General features: G+C 65.4%; 16 protein-coding genes and 1 pseudogene. 4 read left to right on the top strand and 13 right to left on the bottom strand.

The window, feature by feature from the left end; genetic code table 11:
* Positions 1 to 8: 8 nt before the first annotated feature.
* Positions 9 to 353 carry an SET domain-containing protein-lysine N-methyltransferase gene (locus ACO07I_RS19945; protein WP_422010377.1) on the bottom strand — a complete coding sequence of 115 codons (345 nt, stop codon included), beginning with the start codon at positions 351 to 353 and terminating at the stop codon, positions 9 to 11.
* Between the two features lie 346 nt (positions 354 to 699).
* On the bottom strand, positions 700 to 3057 hold the full coding sequence (locus ACO07I_RS19940; protein WP_422010375.1) for a molybdopterin-containing oxidoreductase family protein: 2358 nt from the start codon (positions 3055 to 3057) through the stop codon (positions 700 to 702).
* 198 nt (positions 3058 to 3255) lie between these two features.
* Between ACO07I_RS19940 and ACO07I_RS19935 the strand changes: the two genes are divergently transcribed.
* Entirely contained in the window at positions 3256 to 3717 is a 462-nt protein-coding gene (locus ACO07I_RS19935; RefSeq protein ID WP_298311526.1) for a hypothetical protein, read from the top strand.
* Here the strand turns inward: ACO07I_RS19935 and ACO07I_RS19930 are convergent.
* Positions 3714 to 4652 (bottom strand): tripartite tricarboxylate transporter substrate-binding protein, encoded by a 939-nt coding sequence (locus tag ACO07I_RS19930; RefSeq protein ID WP_422010373.1) that lies wholly within the window; start codon positions 4650 to 4652, stop codon positions 3714 to 3716. The genes ACO07I_RS19935 and ACO07I_RS19930 overlap by 4 nt on opposite strands.
* Before the next feature lie 195 nt (positions 4653 to 4847).
* Here ACO07I_RS19930 and ACO07I_RS19925 point away from each other — a divergent pair, with 195 nt between their 5' ends.
* Together ACO07I_RS19925 and ACO07I_RS19920 are read left to right on the top strand one after the other, a co-directional pair.
* Entirely contained in the window at positions 4848 to 5912 is a 1065-nt protein-coding gene (locus ACO07I_RS19925) for an Ldh family oxidoreductase (protein ID WP_422010371.1), read from the top strand.
* A 130-nt stretch (positions 5913 to 6042) separates the two neighbouring features.
* Positions 6043 to 7377, top strand: coding sequence for an MFS transporter (locus tag ACO07I_RS19920; protein WP_422010369.1), 1335 nt, complete (start codon positions 6043 to 6045; stop codon positions 7375 to 7377).
* A 20-nt stretch (positions 7378 to 7397) separates the two neighbouring features.
* On the opposite strand, the gene ACO07I_RS19915 is transcribed toward ACO07I_RS19920, so the two are convergent.
* The 4 genes and pseudogenes from ACO07I_RS19915 to ACO07I_RS19900 all read right to left on the bottom strand — a co-directional run bounded on the left by ACO07I_RS19915 (position 7398) and on the right by ACO07I_RS19900 (position 11067).
* Positions 7398 to 8384, bottom strand: a complete 987-nt coding sequence (locus ACO07I_RS19915; protein ID WP_422010367.1) for a Bug family tripartite tricarboxylate transporter substrate binding protein — start codon at positions 8382 to 8384, stop codon at positions 7398 to 7400.
* Positions 8385 to 8498: 114 nt separating this feature from the next.
* A complete protein-coding gene (locus tag ACO07I_RS19910) occupies positions 8499 to 9311 on the bottom strand; it encodes a universal stress protein (RefSeq protein ID WP_422010365.1) in 813 nt (270 codons plus the stop codon).
* A 133-nt stretch (positions 9312 to 9444) separates the two neighbouring features.
* Complete coding sequence (locus ACO07I_RS19905) at positions 9445 to 10047, bottom strand: hypothetical protein (protein WP_422010363.1); 603 nt, start codon at positions 10045 to 10047, stop codon at positions 9445 to 9447.
* A gap of 141 nt (positions 10048 to 10188) precedes the next feature.
* Positions 10189 to 11067, bottom strand: a pseudogene (locus tag ACO07I_RS19900) (CaiB/BaiF CoA transferase family protein).
* Positions 11068 to 11222: 155 nt separating this feature from the next.
* Between ACO07I_RS19900 and ACO07I_RS19895 the strand changes: the two are divergent.
* The gene (locus ACO07I_RS19895; RefSeq protein ID WP_422010361.1) at positions 11223 to 11972 is read left to right on the top strand and encodes a TetR/AcrR family transcriptional regulator; all 750 of its coding nucleotides are present in this window, start codon (positions 11223 to 11225) and stop codon (positions 11970 to 11972) included.
* Between the two features lie 32 nt (positions 11973 to 12004).
* Here ACO07I_RS19895 and ACO07I_RS19890 read toward each other — a convergent pair whose 3' ends face one another.
* The 6 genes from ACO07I_RS19890 to ACO07I_RS19865 all read right to left on the bottom strand — a co-directional run bounded on the left by ACO07I_RS19890 (position 12005) and on the right by ACO07I_RS19865 (position 18424).
* Complete coding sequence (locus tag ACO07I_RS19890) at positions 12005 to 12946, bottom strand: TauD/TfdA dioxygenase family protein (protein ID WP_422010359.1); 942 nt, start codon at positions 12944 to 12946, stop codon at positions 12005 to 12007.
* A 46-nt stretch (positions 12947 to 12992) separates the two neighbouring features.
* On the bottom strand, positions 12993 to 13769 hold the full coding sequence (gene rutD, locus ACO07I_RS19885) for a pyrimidine utilization protein D (protein WP_422010357.1): 777 nt from the start codon (positions 13767 to 13769) through the stop codon (positions 12993 to 12995).
* Entirely contained in the window at positions 13770 to 14159 is a 390-nt protein-coding gene (gene rutC, locus ACO07I_RS19880; RefSeq protein WP_422010355.1) for a pyrimidine utilization protein C, read from the bottom strand.
* Positions 14159 to 14908: a pyrimidine utilization protein B gene (gene rutB / locus ACO07I_RS19875; protein WP_422010353.1), complete on the bottom strand. Its 750-nt coding sequence runs from the start codon at positions 14906 to 14908 to the stop codon at positions 14159 to 14161. The genes rutC and rutB overlap by 1 nt, the downstream gene beginning before the upstream one ends.
* On the bottom strand, positions 14905 to 16008 hold the full coding sequence (rutA, locus tag ACO07I_RS19870) for a pyrimidine utilization protein A (protein WP_422010351.1): 1104 nt from the start codon (positions 16006 to 16008) through the stop codon (positions 14905 to 14907). Before rutA ends, rutB begins: the two co-directional genes overlap by 4 nt.
* A 631-nt stretch (positions 16009 to 16639) precedes the next feature.
* Positions 16640 to 18424, bottom strand: a complete 1785-nt coding sequence (locus ACO07I_RS19865) for a PHA/PHB synthase family protein (RefSeq protein ID WP_422010349.1) — start codon at positions 18422 to 18424, stop codon at positions 16640 to 16642.
* Positions 18425 to 18579 lie beyond the last annotated feature (155 nt).

Here is an 18579-nt window from a genome sequence, read left to right as displayed (position 1 = left end):
CCGCGGCGCTAGGTCTTGTTCAGATCGTAGCCGTAGTCGAAGGTTAGCTCCTCGCCGCTGGCGACGCGGCGGATCGACCACACCTCGATCATCCAGCGGTCGTGGATCTGGAGCATGCGCCATTCGCAGTTCGGGTCCGGATCGTGATTGATCAGCGACACGTGGCCGATGGCGATCAGGCCGTGCCGGGCATTGACGGGATGTTCGAAGTAATTGCCGTTCAGGACCGTCTCGGTGACATGCTTGATGTCCCGCCTGGGCAGTTCCCAGGTGAAGCAGTCATCGATCTTGGTCCGCCGATCGATGTCGGTGCTGGCGGTCAGTCCCAGGCCACGGCCCGGGATCTCCGTCACCAGATAGGGCCGGACGATCAGCGGAGCGGCAACACGTTTGCCGCGCCGGCGAGTCCGCCCGGCGCCCGAACCCGCTTCGCCGGACTTCCCTTTCGACGAACGCTTCCGTGGCGCCCTATCGTAGCCGGAGGAGCGTTCGTTGCCGTCGTGCTCAATTCGAGGGTCCGGCGTCAATTCGGGAGATGGAACTTCTGGAACTCTACGGGATCGCAATGGGCCTACTTCTCGCCGAACGGCTGCGGGCAGATGGGATGTGGCAATACCCGATCGGCCCGTGGCCCATCAAGTAGCGGCGTTCGAACACATGACGATGTCGAAGAGGCAGAGACGATTGCTTCTCTTGCGATCAATGCGCCACCTTCTCCACCTCGCACCAGGAGCATCGCAGCGGGATCGACCCGCTGACCGGATCCGCCCGCTCGGTGCCGATCGCGCCGTTCAGGTTTGCCGCCAGTGGGTGATTGCGATCGTACGGCGTACCGTCGGCCCCATCGACCCACCAGCCGTGCTGGCCGAACACGGCCCCCGACGCGAGGCCCGGTACGAGGGCGGCCCGGGCGACCGCCTCTCCGCTGGGCGTCCGGATGCGAACCCAGTCGCCCTGGGCGATCGAACGGGCGGCAGCATCGGCCGGCGCCATCTCCACGATCGGGTCGGGCACGAGGCGTCGCAGCGAGGCGATGTTGCGATGCTGGCTGTGGCAGTAGGCGACGCTCTTGGCACTGCCGAGGCGCAACGGATAACCCGGTTCGGCCGGCACGAGATCGTCGGCATCGAGCTCGGGGATCGGCCGGTAGCCGGCGAGCATCAGCCGCTCCGAGTAGATTTCGATCTTGCAGGTCGGGGTCGGGTAGCCGCGCGGATGGCCGTCTTGCGCGATCGCCTGCGCATCGACCGGCACCGCTCCCTCGACCACAATGCCTTCCGGAGACCGGCGCAGCCTCTCGACGGTCAATCCCGTCCTTGCCAGGGCCGCATCGTGGCCGCGGTCGGCATCTAGGTCGAACATCCGATCCCCGAGGCCGAGCCGTGCGGCCAGCCCCATCACGATGTCGGTGTCGGAGCGGGCCTCGCCAACGGGTGCGACGACCGGCGGCCGCAGCTGGACATGCCGCAACCCCTCCAGGCTGCCGTCGAAGCCGGTGCGCAGGCCTTCCCGCTCCCACGACGTGGCCGCGGGCAGGATGATGTCGGCGTAACGGGCGGTCGCATTGACGAAGAAGTCCGCATGGACGTGGAATTCCAGCGCGGCCAGCGCCTTGCGGGCGGTCTCCGTGTCCGGCTGCGACACCAGCAGGTTGGTGCCGAACGACATCAGCATGCGCACCGGATAGGGCGCTTTCGCCAGCACCGCCTTGTAGACGTCGCGGGCCGTCACCCAGCCTTGCAGGCCGGGACCGAGAGGACGCTCGGCAAGACCGAGCGCCTTGTCGCGCTGCGTCGCGGGCAGGAGGTCCTGGCCGGAGATGTCGGCGAAGGGCGCCGCGCCGCCGGGCACGTTGCCGCCCTTGCGGCCATAGCTTCCGGTGAGGGCGTAGAGGATCGAAATCGCGCGATCGGTCTGGGTGGCCGTCACGCTCTGCCCGACGCCGTTCCAGGCGTAGTAGGCCACCGACGAGGCACCGGCGATGATATCGGCGGCCTTCGCGAGGTCCCCAGGCTCGATCCCGCTCACCTCGGCGACGCGCTCCGGCGGGTATTCGGCGGCGGCCCGGGCGAACAACTCGAGCGCGGTGTTGCACGCGACGGGTCCGGTCAGCGTCTGGACAGTCCCCTGCCAGCGCAGGGCGGGCGTGACGCTTGCAGGCTCCCAGCTCCCGCGCGCCGGATCGAACGGCAGCAGGTCGCCGTCGTCGCCGGTGTGGGAAAAGAGGATTTCGGTCCGGCCATCGGCCCGAAGGTCGCTCTCCCGCAGGAAGCGGCCGGTATCGGCGCGCACCAGCAGGCTGGCGTTCGTCCAGGTTGCCGCAAAGGAGCGATCGAAGCGTCCGCTCGAGATCAGCAGGTTCGCGAGCCCGAGGGCGACCGCCTGGTCCGTGCCGGGGCGCACCCGCAACCACTGGGTCGCGCGCTTCGCCAGCGCCGTTGGCCGCGGATCGATCACGACCAGGCGCGCCCCGCGTTTCAGGCCCTTCTGGATCTCCACCTGGCGCGCCAGCCAGGTGGCCGCGGGATTGTTGCCCCACAGCACGATGCACCCTGTGTTGGCAAAATCCGGTGTCCCGATATCGTGGCCGTAGGTGAAGCGCGAGGCGTAGTCCTTATGCCAATTGCAGATTTCGGTTCCGTAGATGGTGTTCGGGCTGCCGTAGGCGCGGATGAAGCGCTCGATCCATGAGATCGAATCCGAAATGTGCGACCCGCTCGGCGTGGTGACGGAGAAGGCAACCTGTTCGGCGCCGTGCGCCGCCCGGATATCGGAGAGGCGCGCGGCGATCTCGGCCAGCGCCTCGTCCCAGTCGATCGGCGTCCAGCCGGGATCGGCGGCTCCCTTCGGCTGCGTGCGGCGAAGCGGGCGCGTGAGCCGATCGGGATGATAGACGAGTTCCGGCGCCGCCCGTCCCTTGGGACAAAGCGCCTGGCCGGTGGGATGGTCCGGCAAGGGTTCGATCCCCCTCAGGCGCCCGTCCTCGACCACGGCGACGCAGCCGCAGCGCGACCGGCATTGCGTGCAAAAGGCCGCGATCTTCTGTGGTCCAACCATCTGCGATCTCCCAGTTGAGCGACGGTCGCTCCCGTCGTGGATGAGCGGCACCTATGGCTGGCCGACGAGAAGCCAGAGTGTAGAGTCCGGGAGAGGACATCGCGAGCAGCCGATGGGCATCCCGGATCGTCTTGGCAAGATATCGGGCGAATGTGGGATAAGCTCCGCAGAAACTGTCTAACGGAAAGCACGATCTCCATGCCTTCGTCCTGGTGGCCCTCCCCCGCGCGGCTGTTGCCCGCCAATCCGGCTCACTATGACGGACCGCTGCTTTCCTTCTGGGTGGCGATCGCCTGGCTCGGCATCATCACCGTGCGCTCCTGCATCCACCTGCTGGCGGCGGACGGGGGCGCGCAGTCGATCGCCACGATCGACGTCGCAACCGTCGACGGCGGCTCCAACATCGTGGCGGTCTTCGGCCAGTGGGGCGCGATCCAGCTTCTCCTCGCGCTGCTTCTGTGGGTGCTGCTGCTGCGCTGGCGCGGAACGGTGCCGCTCGTGCTGCTGGTGTTCACGCTCGAGCCCGTCTTGCGCGGGCTGGCGGGAACCCTGAAGCCGGTGACGACGATGGGCACGGCCCCGGGTGCCGCGCTCAACTGGTTCACGCTGCCGCTTATCGCGTTCTTTCTCTACCTGTCGCTCTGCCCGGCCCGCCGCTAGAGGAAGGAGCGGGCGACGCGAAGATCGCGCTGCATCGTCTCCCGAACGAGCTGCGCATCGCCCGCTGCGACCCGCGCTCCCAGCTGGCCCAACGAGCTGACGAGGTCGTTGGGGAATGGCCCCGCAAGGTCGCGAGCGATGCTCTCGACGAAGGAACCGGCGGATCCCGGCGGCGCAAAGACGGAATAGCTGAAGGTGTAGTCGCGCTGCCGGTCGCCCGTGAGCTCCGCAAAGGTCGGCACCGCGGGGAAAGCAGCCGAACGGGCGGCCCCGAACGTGGCGAGCACGGTGGGCGTCTCGCCGCCGCGTGCCATGATGGCAGCGATGGAATCCGTGGTGACGACGCCGATCGCCGTCGTCCCACTGAGTACGGCTTCGAAAATCCGATCATTGCCGGGGGCATCGACGTCGGTCACACCCGGGGCGGCGGCAGCAACCCACGCCAATGCCGGGCCGTAGGCCGACAGGCGTCCCGAGCCGGCGAGCTTGAGCCCACGAGCACGCGCGGCCGACACCACGTCCGCCCAGCTCTTCAGGCCGCTCTTTGCGCCCGTGATCAAAGCTGTCGAATAACCGTTGGTCACTTTGGCGATGGGGACCAGCCGCTCCACCTCCGGAAGCTTGCCCTGTGCCACACCGTTCATCATCAGCGTGAGCGTGTCGGCGACGAGAATCCGGCTCCCGCCCGCAGGTCCCGCCAGGAAGGGCGGCACCGGTGCGAAACCATGGTCGCCGGGTATGGCCCGCAGGGTCGGCGCTGGCCGGCCCTTGCTTGCCAATACCGCGGCGACGAACCGGGCAACCTGGCCGGTCACGCTGCCGGCCGTATAGCCATGCAGCACTTCCAGCGGAGCATTCGCCCACGCACGACCGAAGGGGACGGCGCCCAGAGCCGTGAGGCCAACAACCAACGCCCGACGCTGAATGACAGCCATGTCCCTACTCCACTGCAAATACTTGCATCAAAGATGCTCTTAGGTGCCGACACTCACCATATCGCCGAAATGCTGGCAAGCGGCATGGCGTGAGGGCGCTTCCGGGTTGCCGTGTATGGGACGCCCCGGCAGAAAATGTTGATGCGCTGCGTTGCCGGCCCTCAATAATGGCGCCGCCAAAATGGAGAATGAAGCATGCCCGCGTCGTACGAGATCCACCGCAAGCAGCTCGAGCTGATCCTCGAGGCCTGGGGCATGCCGAAGGAGACGGCGGCCGGAACGGCGGAGATCATGAGCTGGGCCGACCTGCACGGCATCGACACGCACGGCATCTCGATGGTGCCGCCCTACGATGAGCGCCGGCGGGCCGACAAGCTCCATGTCGGCGCCGAGCCCCGGATCGTGAAGGAGACGCCCGTGTCGGTGCTGGTCGACGGCGGCGGCGGCCTCGGCCATCCCGCCGGCCGGCGCGCCATGGAGATTGCCATCGAGAAGGCAAAGAAGACCGGCATCGGCGTGGCGGCCGTGCGCAACTCCGGTCATTTCGGCGCCTGTGGCTTCTATGTGCTGCAGGCCGTCGACGCCGGCTTCATCGGCATGGCGACGACCTCGGCGAGCGGCATCAACATGGCGCCGACCAATGGCGCGCAAGCCCGCCTCGGCACCGATCCGATCGCCTTCGCCGCGCCGGGCAAGCCTGGCGAGCCGTTCCTGCTCGACATGGCGACCACGACCGTCGCCGCCGGCAAGATCCGCAATAAGGCGAACGAGAAGCTACAGACGCCGACCGGCTGGCTGGTGACCAAGGACGGGCTGCCCAGCACCGATCCGCACGAGGTCAGCAAGGGCGGCTACATGACGCCGCTCGGCGGGACGCCCGAAGGCAGCAGCCACAAGGGCTACGGACTCGGCGCCATGGTCAACATCCTGAGCTCGGCTCTGTCAGGCGGCGTGATGGTGACGGATCCGACGCGCAACACGCGGCCGGGTCCGATCGACATCGGCCACTTCTTCCTGGCGATGGATCCCGGCATGTTCCGCGACACCGCCGACTTCCAGGCCGACGTCGCCGCCTTCTGCGACACGCTGCGCGCCACGCGGCCAGCCGATCCGGCCAAGCCGGTGCAGGTGGCGGGCGATCCCGAGCGCCGCATCGCCGCCGCCCGGCTGAAGACCGGCATCCCGGTCGGCCCCAACCTGCTGGCCCAGGTCAAAGACATCGCGCTCGCCTCGGGCGCGCAATGGATTATGGAAGGCTGACGGCCCGCGCGAAGTGCCCACTTTGAGTACAATCGCGCTTGTCACAGGACGGGGTGCCGGTCAAAGGTGAACGATCAGGAGCTTGGCGCGGCCGTCGACACTGCTCCCCGTCAAGGCGCGGACCCCGAGCATGACAAAGTCGGAAAGAAAAAATCTGTTTGCCGGTGCGATCGGCAACACGATCGAGTTCTACGACTTCATCATCTACGCGTACCTGGCGGTCTTCGTGGCCGAGCATTTCTTTCCCGCCGGCGACGGCGTGACGGCAATGCTGGCAAGCTATGGTGCCTTCGCCTCCGGCATGCTGATGCGGCCATTGGGCGGCATCCTGTTCGGCACCATCGGCGACCGCTTCGGCCGCAAAGCGGCGCTGCAGCTGTCGGTGCTCTTGATCGCAGTGCCGACCCTGATCATTGGCCTGATGCCGACCTACGCCACCATCGGCATCGCCGCCCCCATCATCCTCGTCATCCTGCGGATGCTGCAGGGCCTGTCGGTCGGCGGGGAATACGCATCGGCCATTGTCTTCCTGATCGAAACCAGCCCAGCTCGTCGCCGCGGCGTCGCCGGCAGCTTCGGACCGCTGGGGGCCGTGGGCGGTCTCCTGCTCGGCACGTTGATGACCTACCTCACCACCTCGGCTCTGGGCGAGGAGCGAATGCACGACTGGGGATGGCGCCTGCCGTTCCTCGCCAGCGTCTTGTTGACAGGCATCGGTGTCGTGCTGCGCCACTCCCTGGCGCCGGAGCGGGTCGAAAAGAAGAGTCGCTCGCCCCTGCGCGAAGCATTTACCGGCTACTGGCGCCAGATGCTGGCGATCGGCCTGGCCAACATCTCGACCGCAATCGTCTCGTTCGTCGGCTTCATGTACGTCGTGCCGTGGATCGAGCGGCACTCATCTGCGAACACATCCATGGCCTTGATTGCCAATATGTTCGGCCTGCTGGTGATCTGCATGGCTGCCCTCGCCGGCGGCTGGATGGGCGACCATGTCGGCCGCCGTCGCATGTCGATGATCGGACTGGTGGTTTTGGTCGCGGTCGCCTGGCCGGCGTTTCAATTGATGTTGAGCGGCAATTTCGTGCTGCTGGCGTTGGGCAGCATGCTGCTGGGCATCGGGCAGGGACTCTTCATCGGTGCCTTCTCGGCCATGATGGTAACGCTTCTGCCTCGAAATGTCCGCGTCACGGGCATGGCCTTCAGCTACAGCCTGGCGACCGGCGCACTGGGCGGCCTGGCGCCCCTCCTGTGCGAGTATCTGGTCGATCGCGCCGGCCTGCTGATGGCACCGGCCCTCGTGATCGCGGTGAGCGCGGCTCTTTCGCTGGCCGTCATCGCCTTGCACCCGCTGTGGCGACACAATGACGAGAGCCTGCCGGAGGACCATGCCAGCGGGACACTGCCCCGCGGCTCTCGCCTCGATGGGAACCCCGGGGCCCCCGTTCGGGAGCGGCTGTCGCTCTGACAGAGGCAGCCCGGACAGTATTACTCCATCTGGACGTTGGCGGCCCGCGCGGTCCGGCTCCACCGGTCGATCTCGCGCTCCACGAACCGGCTGAAATCGGCCCGAGACTCCGGTTCGACGCGCGCCGCCTGTTCGAGCCACAGGCGCTTTATGGCAGGCTCGGCCAATGCCTGCTGGATCGCGGCGTGCATCCGATCGAGGATCGGTGAGGCCGTCCAGCGCGGCGCGAAAACCCCGAACCAGTTGACGACGCGGAAATCGGGGAACCCGGCCTCCTCCATCGTCGGCACCTCAGGCATCAGGCGCTCGCGACGGCGCCCCGCCACCGCAAGGACACGGAGATCGCCCTTGTTCACGTAGCCCGTCAGCGTACCGATCGACATGAAGGTCGCAGCGACGTGGCCGGCAAGAAGGTCACGCAGAGCGGCTGCCCCGCCGCGATAGGGCACGTGATGCAGTTCGATGCCCGCCCGCTTCTGCAGCATATCGATAGCCAGGTGAGTCGTCGTTCCCAGACCTATCGAGGCGACGTCTATGGAGCCGGGCGCCCGCCGGGCATGCTCGACGAATTCCCGGACCGATCGTACGTCGAGGCGCTCCGGGTTGACCACGAGGGACGACTGCGTGCGCGCCAGGGCGCTGATCGGCTCGAAATCACGGCCGAACTCGAAGCCGGCATTGGGATAGATGACGGGCGCATAGGCGAGGCCGGTGAAGGCGACCAGGAAAGTGTAGCCGTCAGGCGCCGCGCGGGCCGCCTGTGCAGCGCCGATCGTGCCGCCGGCGCCGCCACGATTGTCGATCACGATGGTCTGGCCGATGCTCTCGGAGACACGCTGCGCGACCGGGCGGGCGAATGCGTCGGTCAGGCCCCCCGCCTGGAACGGCACGATCCAGTTGATCGTACTGTCGTTGGGCCAGCTCGAGCCGCGGCTGCTTGCCGGCAGGAACGCTGCGGCTGCGCCGATCAGCGCACTGCGGCGGGAGAGACGCGATAAATGGAACATTCGTTCAAGCACCGAGTAGTCCAGTGCAACCCGAGCACGTCGCCGTCGCAGCAGCAACGCCAACTGCCGCCATACTGGCAGGGAAGAGGCGGCATCAGCTCGGCAAGCGGGACCTCAGTGCGCCACCAGCAGCGGCACTCGGGAGGAAGAGATGACCTTGGCGGTGGCGCCGCCCATACCCAGGAAGGTAAGCAACTGGCCGCGACCGTAGGCGCCCATCACGAGCAGGTCGGCCCGCTTGTCATTCGCGTAGCCCAGGAGCGCACGACCGCGGGCACGCGCCGACACCGCGCCCGGGTCGATGGACTCGACGAAGGTCTCGATCCCGCTGCGACCGAGGGTGCGCGCGAGGTAAGGTGCCCCGACACGGTCCGGCGCCTCGCCGACAACCACGATCGTCACCCGCTTTGCCCGAGCCAGGAAGGGCGCCGCATAACCGACCGCCCGCGCGGCCTGGAAGCTGCCGTTCCACGCGACCACGACATGGTCGAAGTCGCCCTGCCCCGGGTCCGGCGGCGCGATCATGACCGGTCGAGCGCAGTCGTATATGGCGGCCTGGACGGTCGCGGGCGCGACGTTCTCGGGGTCGGAGCCCGGCCGCCCGACAACGACGAGGTCGGCGCTGCGACCACGCAGAATCAGACCGTCGAGCGTGGGCATCTTGTCGGCTGTGTAAGTCGAGCCCTTCAAGGGCTCGAGAATCTCCGCATACTGGCGCGCGCTCTCGGCGGCGCGTGCGTCGTCCTCGCCGCGCCCGACCATCGGCGGCATCATTTCGCTGGCCATCACGATGTCATGGGGCATGCCCGGCGAGACATGCAGCGCATCCGCCTCGCCGCCGAATACGCCCACCAGGCGCTTGGCAAGCTTGAAGGACATGGCCGAGTCGGGGCCACCTTGGGAAATGGCAAGAACCGACTTGAACATCACCAGCCCCTCGTTTCTGCGTCAGTCGCGTCTTTGAGTGGTGCCTTTGGCCTACCGCAAGGAACGATTGCACCACTTTGGTTGCGTCTGAGTTGTGCGCCGATCCTGCTTCGGCAGCCCGGATACCGTCGGATCAATGCGAGCCACCCTCCCCGCTCGACCTGCGCTTATCGGGCTCCGGACCGCTGTAGCCGAGCAGGCTGCGGACCTGATCGCTGATGTCCGCGTCCGACAGATCGATTCCCTCGGCCTCCACCATCGCCCGAATGCGCTTGGCGTGCTTTTCAAACCAGGCCCGGCGGAACAGGGGCGTCATGTTGATGACGGTCGCCGTGCTGATGGTGAAGGAGAAGATGCCCGAGACTGCAATGAAGATGGGGAGCATCGACCATCGTTCCGACGCGATATCGGAGATGATGCCGATGGTCGTGTAGCAACTCCCCGCAAACAGCATCGCCCGGACGGGATCGTCGACGATACGGAGCGACACGAGCGCCAGTCCCCAGAGCGCGATTGCACTCAGCTGGACCAGGGCCAGGTATACGACCGATATGAAGAAAGCCGCCAGGGCCTTGTCGTGGGCGCGGCGCGCGAGGCAGCTGCGCGCCCGAATCTCGTAACGCACCGAGATGCGGCGGATGAAGAAAGAGTTCAGCCACAAGACGCCGACCAGACCGCCCAGGCCGAGTAACGTCGTTTGCAGAAGCGATATGAGCTGGAACTCGGTCAGGAGCACAGGGCTTTCTTGGGTTGCTGCACCGGCCGAGCCTACACGGCCCGCAGACGCTGGCAAGCGATCGCCACGGGGGTGGGTGAAGGCGCACGCCCCGTAGACGCGCACGGCGAAGTCGCGAAGATCAGGGAAGAGGAAAGCCGTCTATGGGAGCGAGGCTTCGCCAATGGCCTTGGCGCTGACCAAGGCATCGATGTCGGAGTCGCTGTAGCCCACTTCCGCCAGCACTTCGCGCGTATGCTCGCCGAGCCGCGGCGGCAGGCGGCGAATGGCGGCCGGGCTCTCGGAGAAGCGCGCTGGCGGGCGCGCCTGCTGGATCGTCCCTTCCGTCGGATGTTCCAGATTCTGAAACAGGCCGACCGCCTTCAGATGCGGCTGCTCGGCGATTTCCGTCATCTTCGCGAACGAGGCGTGGGGCACGTCGATCTTGAGCAGCAATTCTTCCCACTCCGCGGTGGTCCGCTCGAGCGCGATCTTGTTCATCCGCGCGTAGATCGCATCGATGTTGGCCGCCCGCTTGATCGGATCGAGGACGGAGAATTCCTAGATACATTCGGGATGGCCCACCGTCTCGAAGAAGGTGCACCAGTTGTCGCCGGAGTAGGGAAGCATGGTGAGCCAACCATCCTTCGTTCTTACCGGCCGGCGTTCCTTGACCCGCTTGTAGCCCGCCGGACCGATCGGCGGAACGAAGGCGTGTCCCCCCAGCATCTCGATGCTGTTGAAGGCCGCGACGGTCTCCAGCATCGGCACCTCGACGAGCTGGCCCTTGCCGGTGCGCTCGCGATAGACCAGCGCCGCGGCCACGGCGCCGGCGAGCGCCAGTCCGCAGAGCTTGTCGCCGACGAGACTGGGCACGAAGGCCGGCTCGTCGTCCGTCCCGATGGACGAAGCGAGACCGGACGAGGCCTGGACGATCTCGTCGAAGGCCGGCCGCTTGGCCCAGGGCCCGTCCTGGCCGAAGCCGGTCGCGGCCGCATAGATGATCTTCGGATTGAGCGTCTTGCAGGCCTCACGGCGCAGAACGCCGCGGATATCCGCTGGTCATTGCCGACCGGCGAGATGCCGGTCTATGCAAAAGCCCAACCATCCCCCACGAAGAGACAAGCGGCCTTGCGACCTTCTTTGCCCCTGCCCCATTCTGTCGCCAGACCTTCGATCGAAAGCGAAGCCAGACAATGAACAAGAAAAACGCTAATCGGAAGCTGACCAAACTGTCAACTAATGGGCAGTCCGGCGCGACGGTCAAAAAAGCAGCAAACAAGAGCCGCCGCGCTCCCTTTGGCAGCAAGGAAGAGGAACCGGAGTCGGTTGGCCGCATTCGCAAATTGACGATGGCGCACATCGTTGCATCGGCGGAACGTGTGTTTGCGGAAGCGGGTTTCGGCGGCGCCAGCATGCTCGAGCTCGCGCGCGCCGCCGAGGTTCCGAAAGCCAATGTTCACTACTATTTCGGCAACAAGGAGGGCCTGTACAAAGCCGTCCTCGACAACGTGCTCGACCACTGGATCTCGACGACCGATCACTTCCAGGCGGACAGCGATCCGGCGGAGGCCCTATCATCCTACATCCGCGCCAAGGTCGAACTGTCCAAAACCCGACCATTCGCCTCGAAAGTTTTCGCCAATGAGATTCTGCATGGCGCGCCGCAGCTGCAGTCCTACCTGGCAAACGACCTGCGCATCGCCTTCGAAGCGAAATCCAGGATCATCCGGCAATGGGTCGCCAAGGGCCTGATGAAGAATGTCGAGCCGATGCACCTGTTCTTCTGCATCTGGGCAATGACGCAGACCTACGCCGATTTCGAGGCGCAGATACGCGCGGTGCTCGGCGTCCAGAAGATGACGGACGACGTCTACCGCAAGGGCGCCGACATGATCACCCAGCTCGTGCTGGGTGGCTGTGCCGTGAAAAGCGCGAAGAAATAGGGCCCGCTGGCCTGCGGGGGAGAGGCCCGTTCCTATTCGGCCGCGGCGCTGGCGCCCAGAGTCGAGGGCATCGGCTCCTCGCCGCGCACAACCGTCCTGAGCATGCGGCGCTTGTACTTCTTGTCGTCGAAGTAGGTCGCCGAATGCATCAGCGTGCGATTGTCCCAGATCACCAGATCGCCGACCGTCCACTTGTGGCCGATCGTGTTCGCGGGATCGGTGATCCGTTCATAAAGATTGCGGACGGTCTGGAGCCCCTCTTCCTTCTCGAGGCCGCTGACGCCGATGCAGTCGGGCAGGTTGAGGTAGAGGATCTCCTCGCCGGTGTCCGGATGGCGGCGCAGGAGAGGATGGTGGACATCGGCGGATTCCGCGAGCTGCTCGGGCGTCAGGGGATCCGGATCGGGCCGCTTGCTGTGCAGATGAAGGAAGCTGTAGGTGGCGCGGCGGCCGCGGAGATGATTCTTCTCCTGCTCCGACATGTCCTTGTAGACACGCTGCACGGCTGCGAAGCGCGTGTCGGCGCCCTCCTCGGGAACGACGTCGGCGTAGAGCGTCACGAAGGCGGACGGCCGCTTGCGATAAGCGAGATCCGTATGCCAGTTGAGCGACACGTCGTTCACGTTGGCCTTCCGGTCCTCCATGTTGGAGATGATGCTGACCGTCGCGTGATCCTTGTGGGTGAACTGGCGGAGAATGTGGATGTCGAGCTCGCCGAAGTGCTCGGTAAACGCGATCATCTTCTCGGCGTCTATTTCCTGGCCCTTGAAGACCAGCATGTGGTGCTTGCCGAGAAGGTCCTTCACCTCGGCGAAGACCTCGGGGTCCGCGAGGTCTCGAGTTACGTCGAGCCGGTGATCTCGCAGCCAATGTCCGGTGAAACAGGACGCGTGGTGAATTTCGCCCCAGCCATGCCTGGCCTCCCTGCCTGCAGCAACACGATTGATTGTCAGAATACCTGACCGTTCAGTCAAGTCTCGGGAGAGAATCAGCAAGAACCAGGCCAGCGATGTTTCGCACTCAGGCCTGGTCCAGGAAGTCGAGCAGCGTCGCGTTGAAGGCGGCGGGCGCCGTGACGTTCACGGCGTGCGCGCCGTAGTCGGTCACGTGCAGGCGGGCGTTCGGCAGGCCGGCCGCCAGCTCTTCGGATTTGCTGGCAGGCACGAGAACGTCGTCCCGCGCGCCCATGACGAGAACCGGCGTCTTGATCGAGGCCAGCTCGGCCGTCGCATCGAAGCGCAGGAGCGCACCGATCCGACGCCGCAGGGTCTCCTCGCCCTGGAAATGAGCGAGCCCGTGCGCGTCTTCCTGGCGGGCGCGTTCGGCATTCTGTGCCAGCCAGAGCGCGGGATAGAGGAAAATGGGCTGAGCCCGCACATAGGCGGCCGGACCGGCATGTTGCAGCAACAGCAGGCGCGCCTCGAAGCAGCGTTTCGTGTGTTCGTCCGCAGCCGCCCAGCCGTTGACGATGGTGAGCGACGTCAGCCGCTCGGGCGTCCGACGAGCCAGATCCAGTCCGACCAGTCCGCCGAGCGCATGCCCGACGAAATGGCAGGCACGCGTCTTCGTCTCGTCCAGGATCGCCAGCACATCGTCGGCCATCGCGCCGATCGTGTAATCTTCCGGCAGGTCCCGCCTGGCACGGCCCGTTCCCGCCTGGTCGTAGGTGATGACGCGGTACTGCGCGCGCAACGACTGAAGCTGCGGCGCCCAGTAGCCCGCCGCGCCACCCAGACCGGACGACAGCAGCACGGTCGGCGCACCCTCGCGGGTGCTTTCGAAGACGTCGATGCTCACTTAGCTCCTGCCGACATGCGCCGTCGTGACGATCTCGACCAGCGCGTCCTTCTTCACCAGCCCACACTGGATGCAGTACCGCGCCGGCTTGTCGCCGGGAAAGTACGTCGCATAGACGGCGTTGATCGCCGCGTAGTTGGCCCAGTCGGTGAGGAAGATCTGGTTGAAGGTGACGTCGGCCATCGTGCCGCCGGCCGCCTCGATCACCGACTTGATCTGTTCGAGCACGAACTCGGTCTGCTTGGCAGCATCGCCCACATGGACGACGTTGGTTTCCTTGTCGAGCGCCAGCGTGCCTGAGACATAGACGATGCCGTCGGCCATAGCGCCGGGCGAATAGGGTGCCAGGGTCTTGCCGGAACCGGCCGGGATCACGGGTTTCATCGGCATCACTCTGCTCCCTTCATCGTCAGCGTCGGATTGGTATTGTCCTTCAGCGCCTTCTGGAAGGCCTCGACCGAGGAGACCCAGCCGAAAAACTTCTCGATGTTGTAGAGGGAGGCCTTCCGCACGAAATCCGGCCCGGCATGGTGGCAGGCGTCGTGGAGGACCACGCCGAAATATTCGAGGAAGAAGCCGTCGCGCAGCGTTGACTCGACGCACACGTTGGTCGCGACGCCGGTGAACACCAGCGAGCGAATGCCGCGCGACCGCAGCAGGCTGTCGAGGTTGGTGTTGTAGAAGGCAGAGTAACGCGGCTTGGGAACGACGATGTCGCCGGCCTGCGGCCGCAGCTCCTGCACCAGCTCGTAGTCCCAGCCGCCCCTGGCCAGCAGCTTGCCCTGCAGCTCGGGCTTCGCGCGCATGGTCTTGAGGGCGTTCGACTTGTGGAAGTTGGGCGATCCGGGGCCGCCTGCCTCCACATAGTCCGGATCCCAGCCGTTCTGGAAATAGACGACCGTCACGCCCGCCGCGCGGGCGGCAGCGCAGGCCTGTTGCGTCTTCTCGATGGCCGCCGCGGCCCCCGAGACATCGAAGCCGGCGAGATCGAGATATCCCCCCTTCGAGGCATAAGCGTTCTGCATGTCGACCACGATCAGCGCCGTCTCCTGCGGCCGGATCAAGAGCGCTTCCGGCTGCGCCTCGAGATGACGCGCATTCGGATCGTCGGACGGGAAGTAGCTGACGGGCTTGGTCATTCCGCGGCCTCCGCGACAGGGGCAACCGCCGAGGCGACATGCCTGCGGCTCTTCATCAGGGGCTGGATGCGCTCACCGAAGATCTCGGTGCCGCTCACGAACTCGTCGAAGGTCAGCAACGTGCCCGCGAGGCCGGGGATCGTCGCCACCTCGTCCATCATCCGCGCCACCTTGGCGTGGCTGCCGACGAGGAGCCCGATATTCAGGTTCACGGACGATTGCGGGTCGATCATGTGCTTCACGTTGGTGTCGGCGCCGGACTTCTTGTCGGCGCTGCCCTGATCGGTCAGCCACTTGAGCGCTTCCAGGTCCGCGCCCTCCTTGTAGTGCTGCCACTTGGCTTCGGCCTCGGCATCGGTCTCGCCGGTGATGACCATGAACAGCGCATAGGTCGCGATGTCGCGACCGCTGCCGGCGGCTATCCTCTGCATGCGCTCGACGGTGTCGGCACAGGCGGTCGGCGTATTGAACCCCTTTCCGAAGCAGAAATTGTAGTCGGCGTACTTCGCCGTGAAGGCCATGCCGGCGTCGCTCTGCCCGGCGCAGATGACCTTCATCGGCTGCTGCGGACGGGGGCTCAGCTTGCAGTCCTCCATCTTGAAGAACTCGCCCTTGAAGTTGGACGTGCCGGTCTCCCACAGCTCGCGCATCACCTGGACGTACTCGGCCGCATAGTCGTAGCGGCGCGCGAAATACTCGTCGCCCGGCCAGATTCCCATCTGCGAATACTCGGGCCGCTGCCACCCGGTGATGACGTTGAGGCCGAAGCGGCCGTGCGAGATGGAATCGATCGTCGAACACATCCGCGCCGCGATTGCCGGCGGAATCGCGAGCGTCGGCACGGTCGCATAGAGCTTGATTCGCGAGGTCACGGCCGCGAGGCCGGCCATCAGGGTGAAGGATTCGAGATTGTGGTCCCAGAACTCGCTCTTGCCGCCGAATCCGCGCAGCTTGATCATCGACAGGGCGAAGTCGAATCCATACTTCTCCGCATTCAGCGTGGTCTGCTTGTTCAGTTCGAAGCTTGGCTTGTATTGCGGTGACGTCGTCGAGACGATCCAGCCGTTGCTGCCGATCGGGATGAATACGCCGATTTCCAAGGGCCGCCTCCGAGGGACGATGGGTCCGCGGAGTTTCCCAAAAGCCGTCGATCCGGTCACTTTTTATAGTTCGCGCGACGCGCCGCGATGGCCCGGGAGTTGCATCGAAATCCAACCCGGTGCGGATTAAGCTGCACGGTTGCCGGTAAAGCCGGATCGTCTTCCCCTCGTTGGTACCGTGGCCGCGACGGCTTTGATCTGGAGCAAGGTCCCGCGCCCGGCGGCCGGGCAAACTCAAGCAATCATTCGAAGGACTTGCCATGCAGGCACCGGGGACATTGCTTGACTATCTCACAATCGTGGACGTCATCGTTTTCGTGGGCGTGCCGCTTTGCCTGTTGACCATCGTCCTCGCGCAGCAACTTCTCGCGGGCAGGACGACATCCCGCCCTTCGGTGGCTCATACCGGCGCCGACCGGCACAGGCGTCGATCCTGAAAGATCCCGGGGCACGGTCGGCTCCCGGAGACTGACGACCGCATGCGGCCCCGCTTGCGTCATTCGCGATACCTCGTACCGGCCTCGATCGTGATCCTCGTCGTGATCGGGACGCTCTTCATCTTCTACATCGCCCTGTTTGGCGCCTGCATGGACTGAGGGGGCAGGATCGCTGCCCGTTTGGCGCGGCCCGATCACTCCTGCAGGACGTAGGTGCCCGGCGCATCGCAAAGCGCCACCAGTCCGGCGGCGGGATTACCCATGGAAGGCGGTGGCTGCATGCCGTCCGAATGGGACGCGAGCCATGTGGCGAGCGTGGGCCACCACGAGCCGTCGCGCTGCGGGGCGATCGCGAGCCACGTATCGGGATCGACATAGCGATCCTCTGCCTTCTTGGTCATGACCTGATGATGCCGGCCGATGCGGTCCGGCTCCGACACGATGCCGGCATTGTGCCCGCCATTGGTGAGCACATAGGTCACCTCGGTGTCGGCCAGCAGGTGGATCTTGTAGGTCGATCTCCACGGCGCCACGTGGTCCCATGACGTACCGACGGCGAAGATCGGAACGCGAATGTCGGTCAGCGCAACCGGCCGGCCCTCGACCAGATACCTTCCTTCCGCCAGGTCATTGGCGAGGAACAGGCCGCGCAGATACTCCGAATGCATCCGATAGGGCAGCCGCGTCGCATCGGCATTCCACGCCATGAGATCGCTCATCGGCTCGCGCGTGCCCATGAGGTAGCGATGCAGGACCACGGACCAGATGAGGTCGTTCGACCGCAGCATCTGGAACGCGCCGGCCATCTGCTTGGCGTCCAGAAACCCCTGTTCCCACATCATGTCCTCGAGGAAGGCGATCTGGCTCTCGTCGATGAACAGCATGAGTTCGCCGGCCTCGGTGAAATCGGTCTGCGCCGCCAGCAACGTCATCGTCTTGAGACGCAGGTCGCCGTCCCGTGCCATCGCCGAAGCGGCAATCGACAACAATGTCCCGCCCAGGCAGTAACCCATGGTGTGGATCTTGCGCTCGGGGACGATGGCGGTAATGGCATCGAGAGCGGCCATCACACCGAGCCGCCGATAGTCGTCCATGCCCAGATCGCGGTCATCGGTGGCAGGATTCTTCCATGAGATCATGAATACGGTGAAACCCTGCGACGTCAGGTATCTCACCAGTGAATTCTGCGCCGAGAGGTCGAGAATGTAGTACTTCATGATCCATGCCGGCACGATCAGCACCGGCTCGGCGTGGAGCTGGGCGGTCGCGGGTTCGTACTGCAGCAACTCGATGAGCCGATTGCGGAAGACCACTTTACCCGCGGTCGCCGCGACGTTGCCGCCCACGACATAGGCTTCGCTCCCCACCGGCCGCTTGCCGCTGATGGCTCTTTGCCAGTCCTCGAACAGATGCTGCATCCCGACGAGGAGGTTCTGGCCCCCGGTCTCGAACGTGCGTTGCTGGAGTTCAGGGTTGGTCAGCAGGAAGTTCGAGGGCGCAAAGACATCCAGGATCTGACGGCAGCTGAACCGGGCGATCTCCTCGTGATGACGCGTCACGCCGCGAACGTCGGACGTCGCGTTGTGCCACCATTGCTGCTGCAGCAGGAAACCCTGATAGAACAGATTGAAAGGGGGATGCTGCCAGGACTCGCCAACAAACCGGCGGTCCTGAGGAAGCGGTTCGATCGCGGGTGCGGCCTTGCCGGGATGCACCATCTGCTGCGAGGCAAAGTCGGCAAGGCGCATCGATTTGCGCGCCATCTTGTCGAGCAGCTGGAGGCGCTTGCCGGGAGCGGCCATCAGATGGACCAGCCAGTCCAGATAGGCAGCGGCAACCGCTGCCGGCGAGAGCCCGAGGGTGAATCGCGCCAGTGCCGCATGCAGCGCCCGATCGGTAATGTCCGACAGCGCCGTGACGACATAGGAGTCGTGCGCGGCGGTCGGGGAAACCACCGATGAACCTTTGTCCGACGCCATCGGTCAGTCGCCTTCCGTGCGTGTGGAACCATCGCCGGATGACGAATGACGGCAATCGAGACAAGCCCGCCGCGAACCGGCGATCACGGCCGCGCCACTCTGCCTGAAAGGCCGTTGGAGACCTTGACCCAGGTCAAGAACGGCGCGGCTTCGCC

Origin of the sequence: Reyranella sp. (assembly GCF_965227665.1) — a bacterium.
Lineage (GTDB): Bacteria > Pseudomonadota > Alphaproteobacteria > Reyranellales > Reyranellaceae > Reyranella.
Note: the sequence above shows the minus strand (reverse complement) of the source record. Positions and strands in the feature narration are given on the sequence as shown.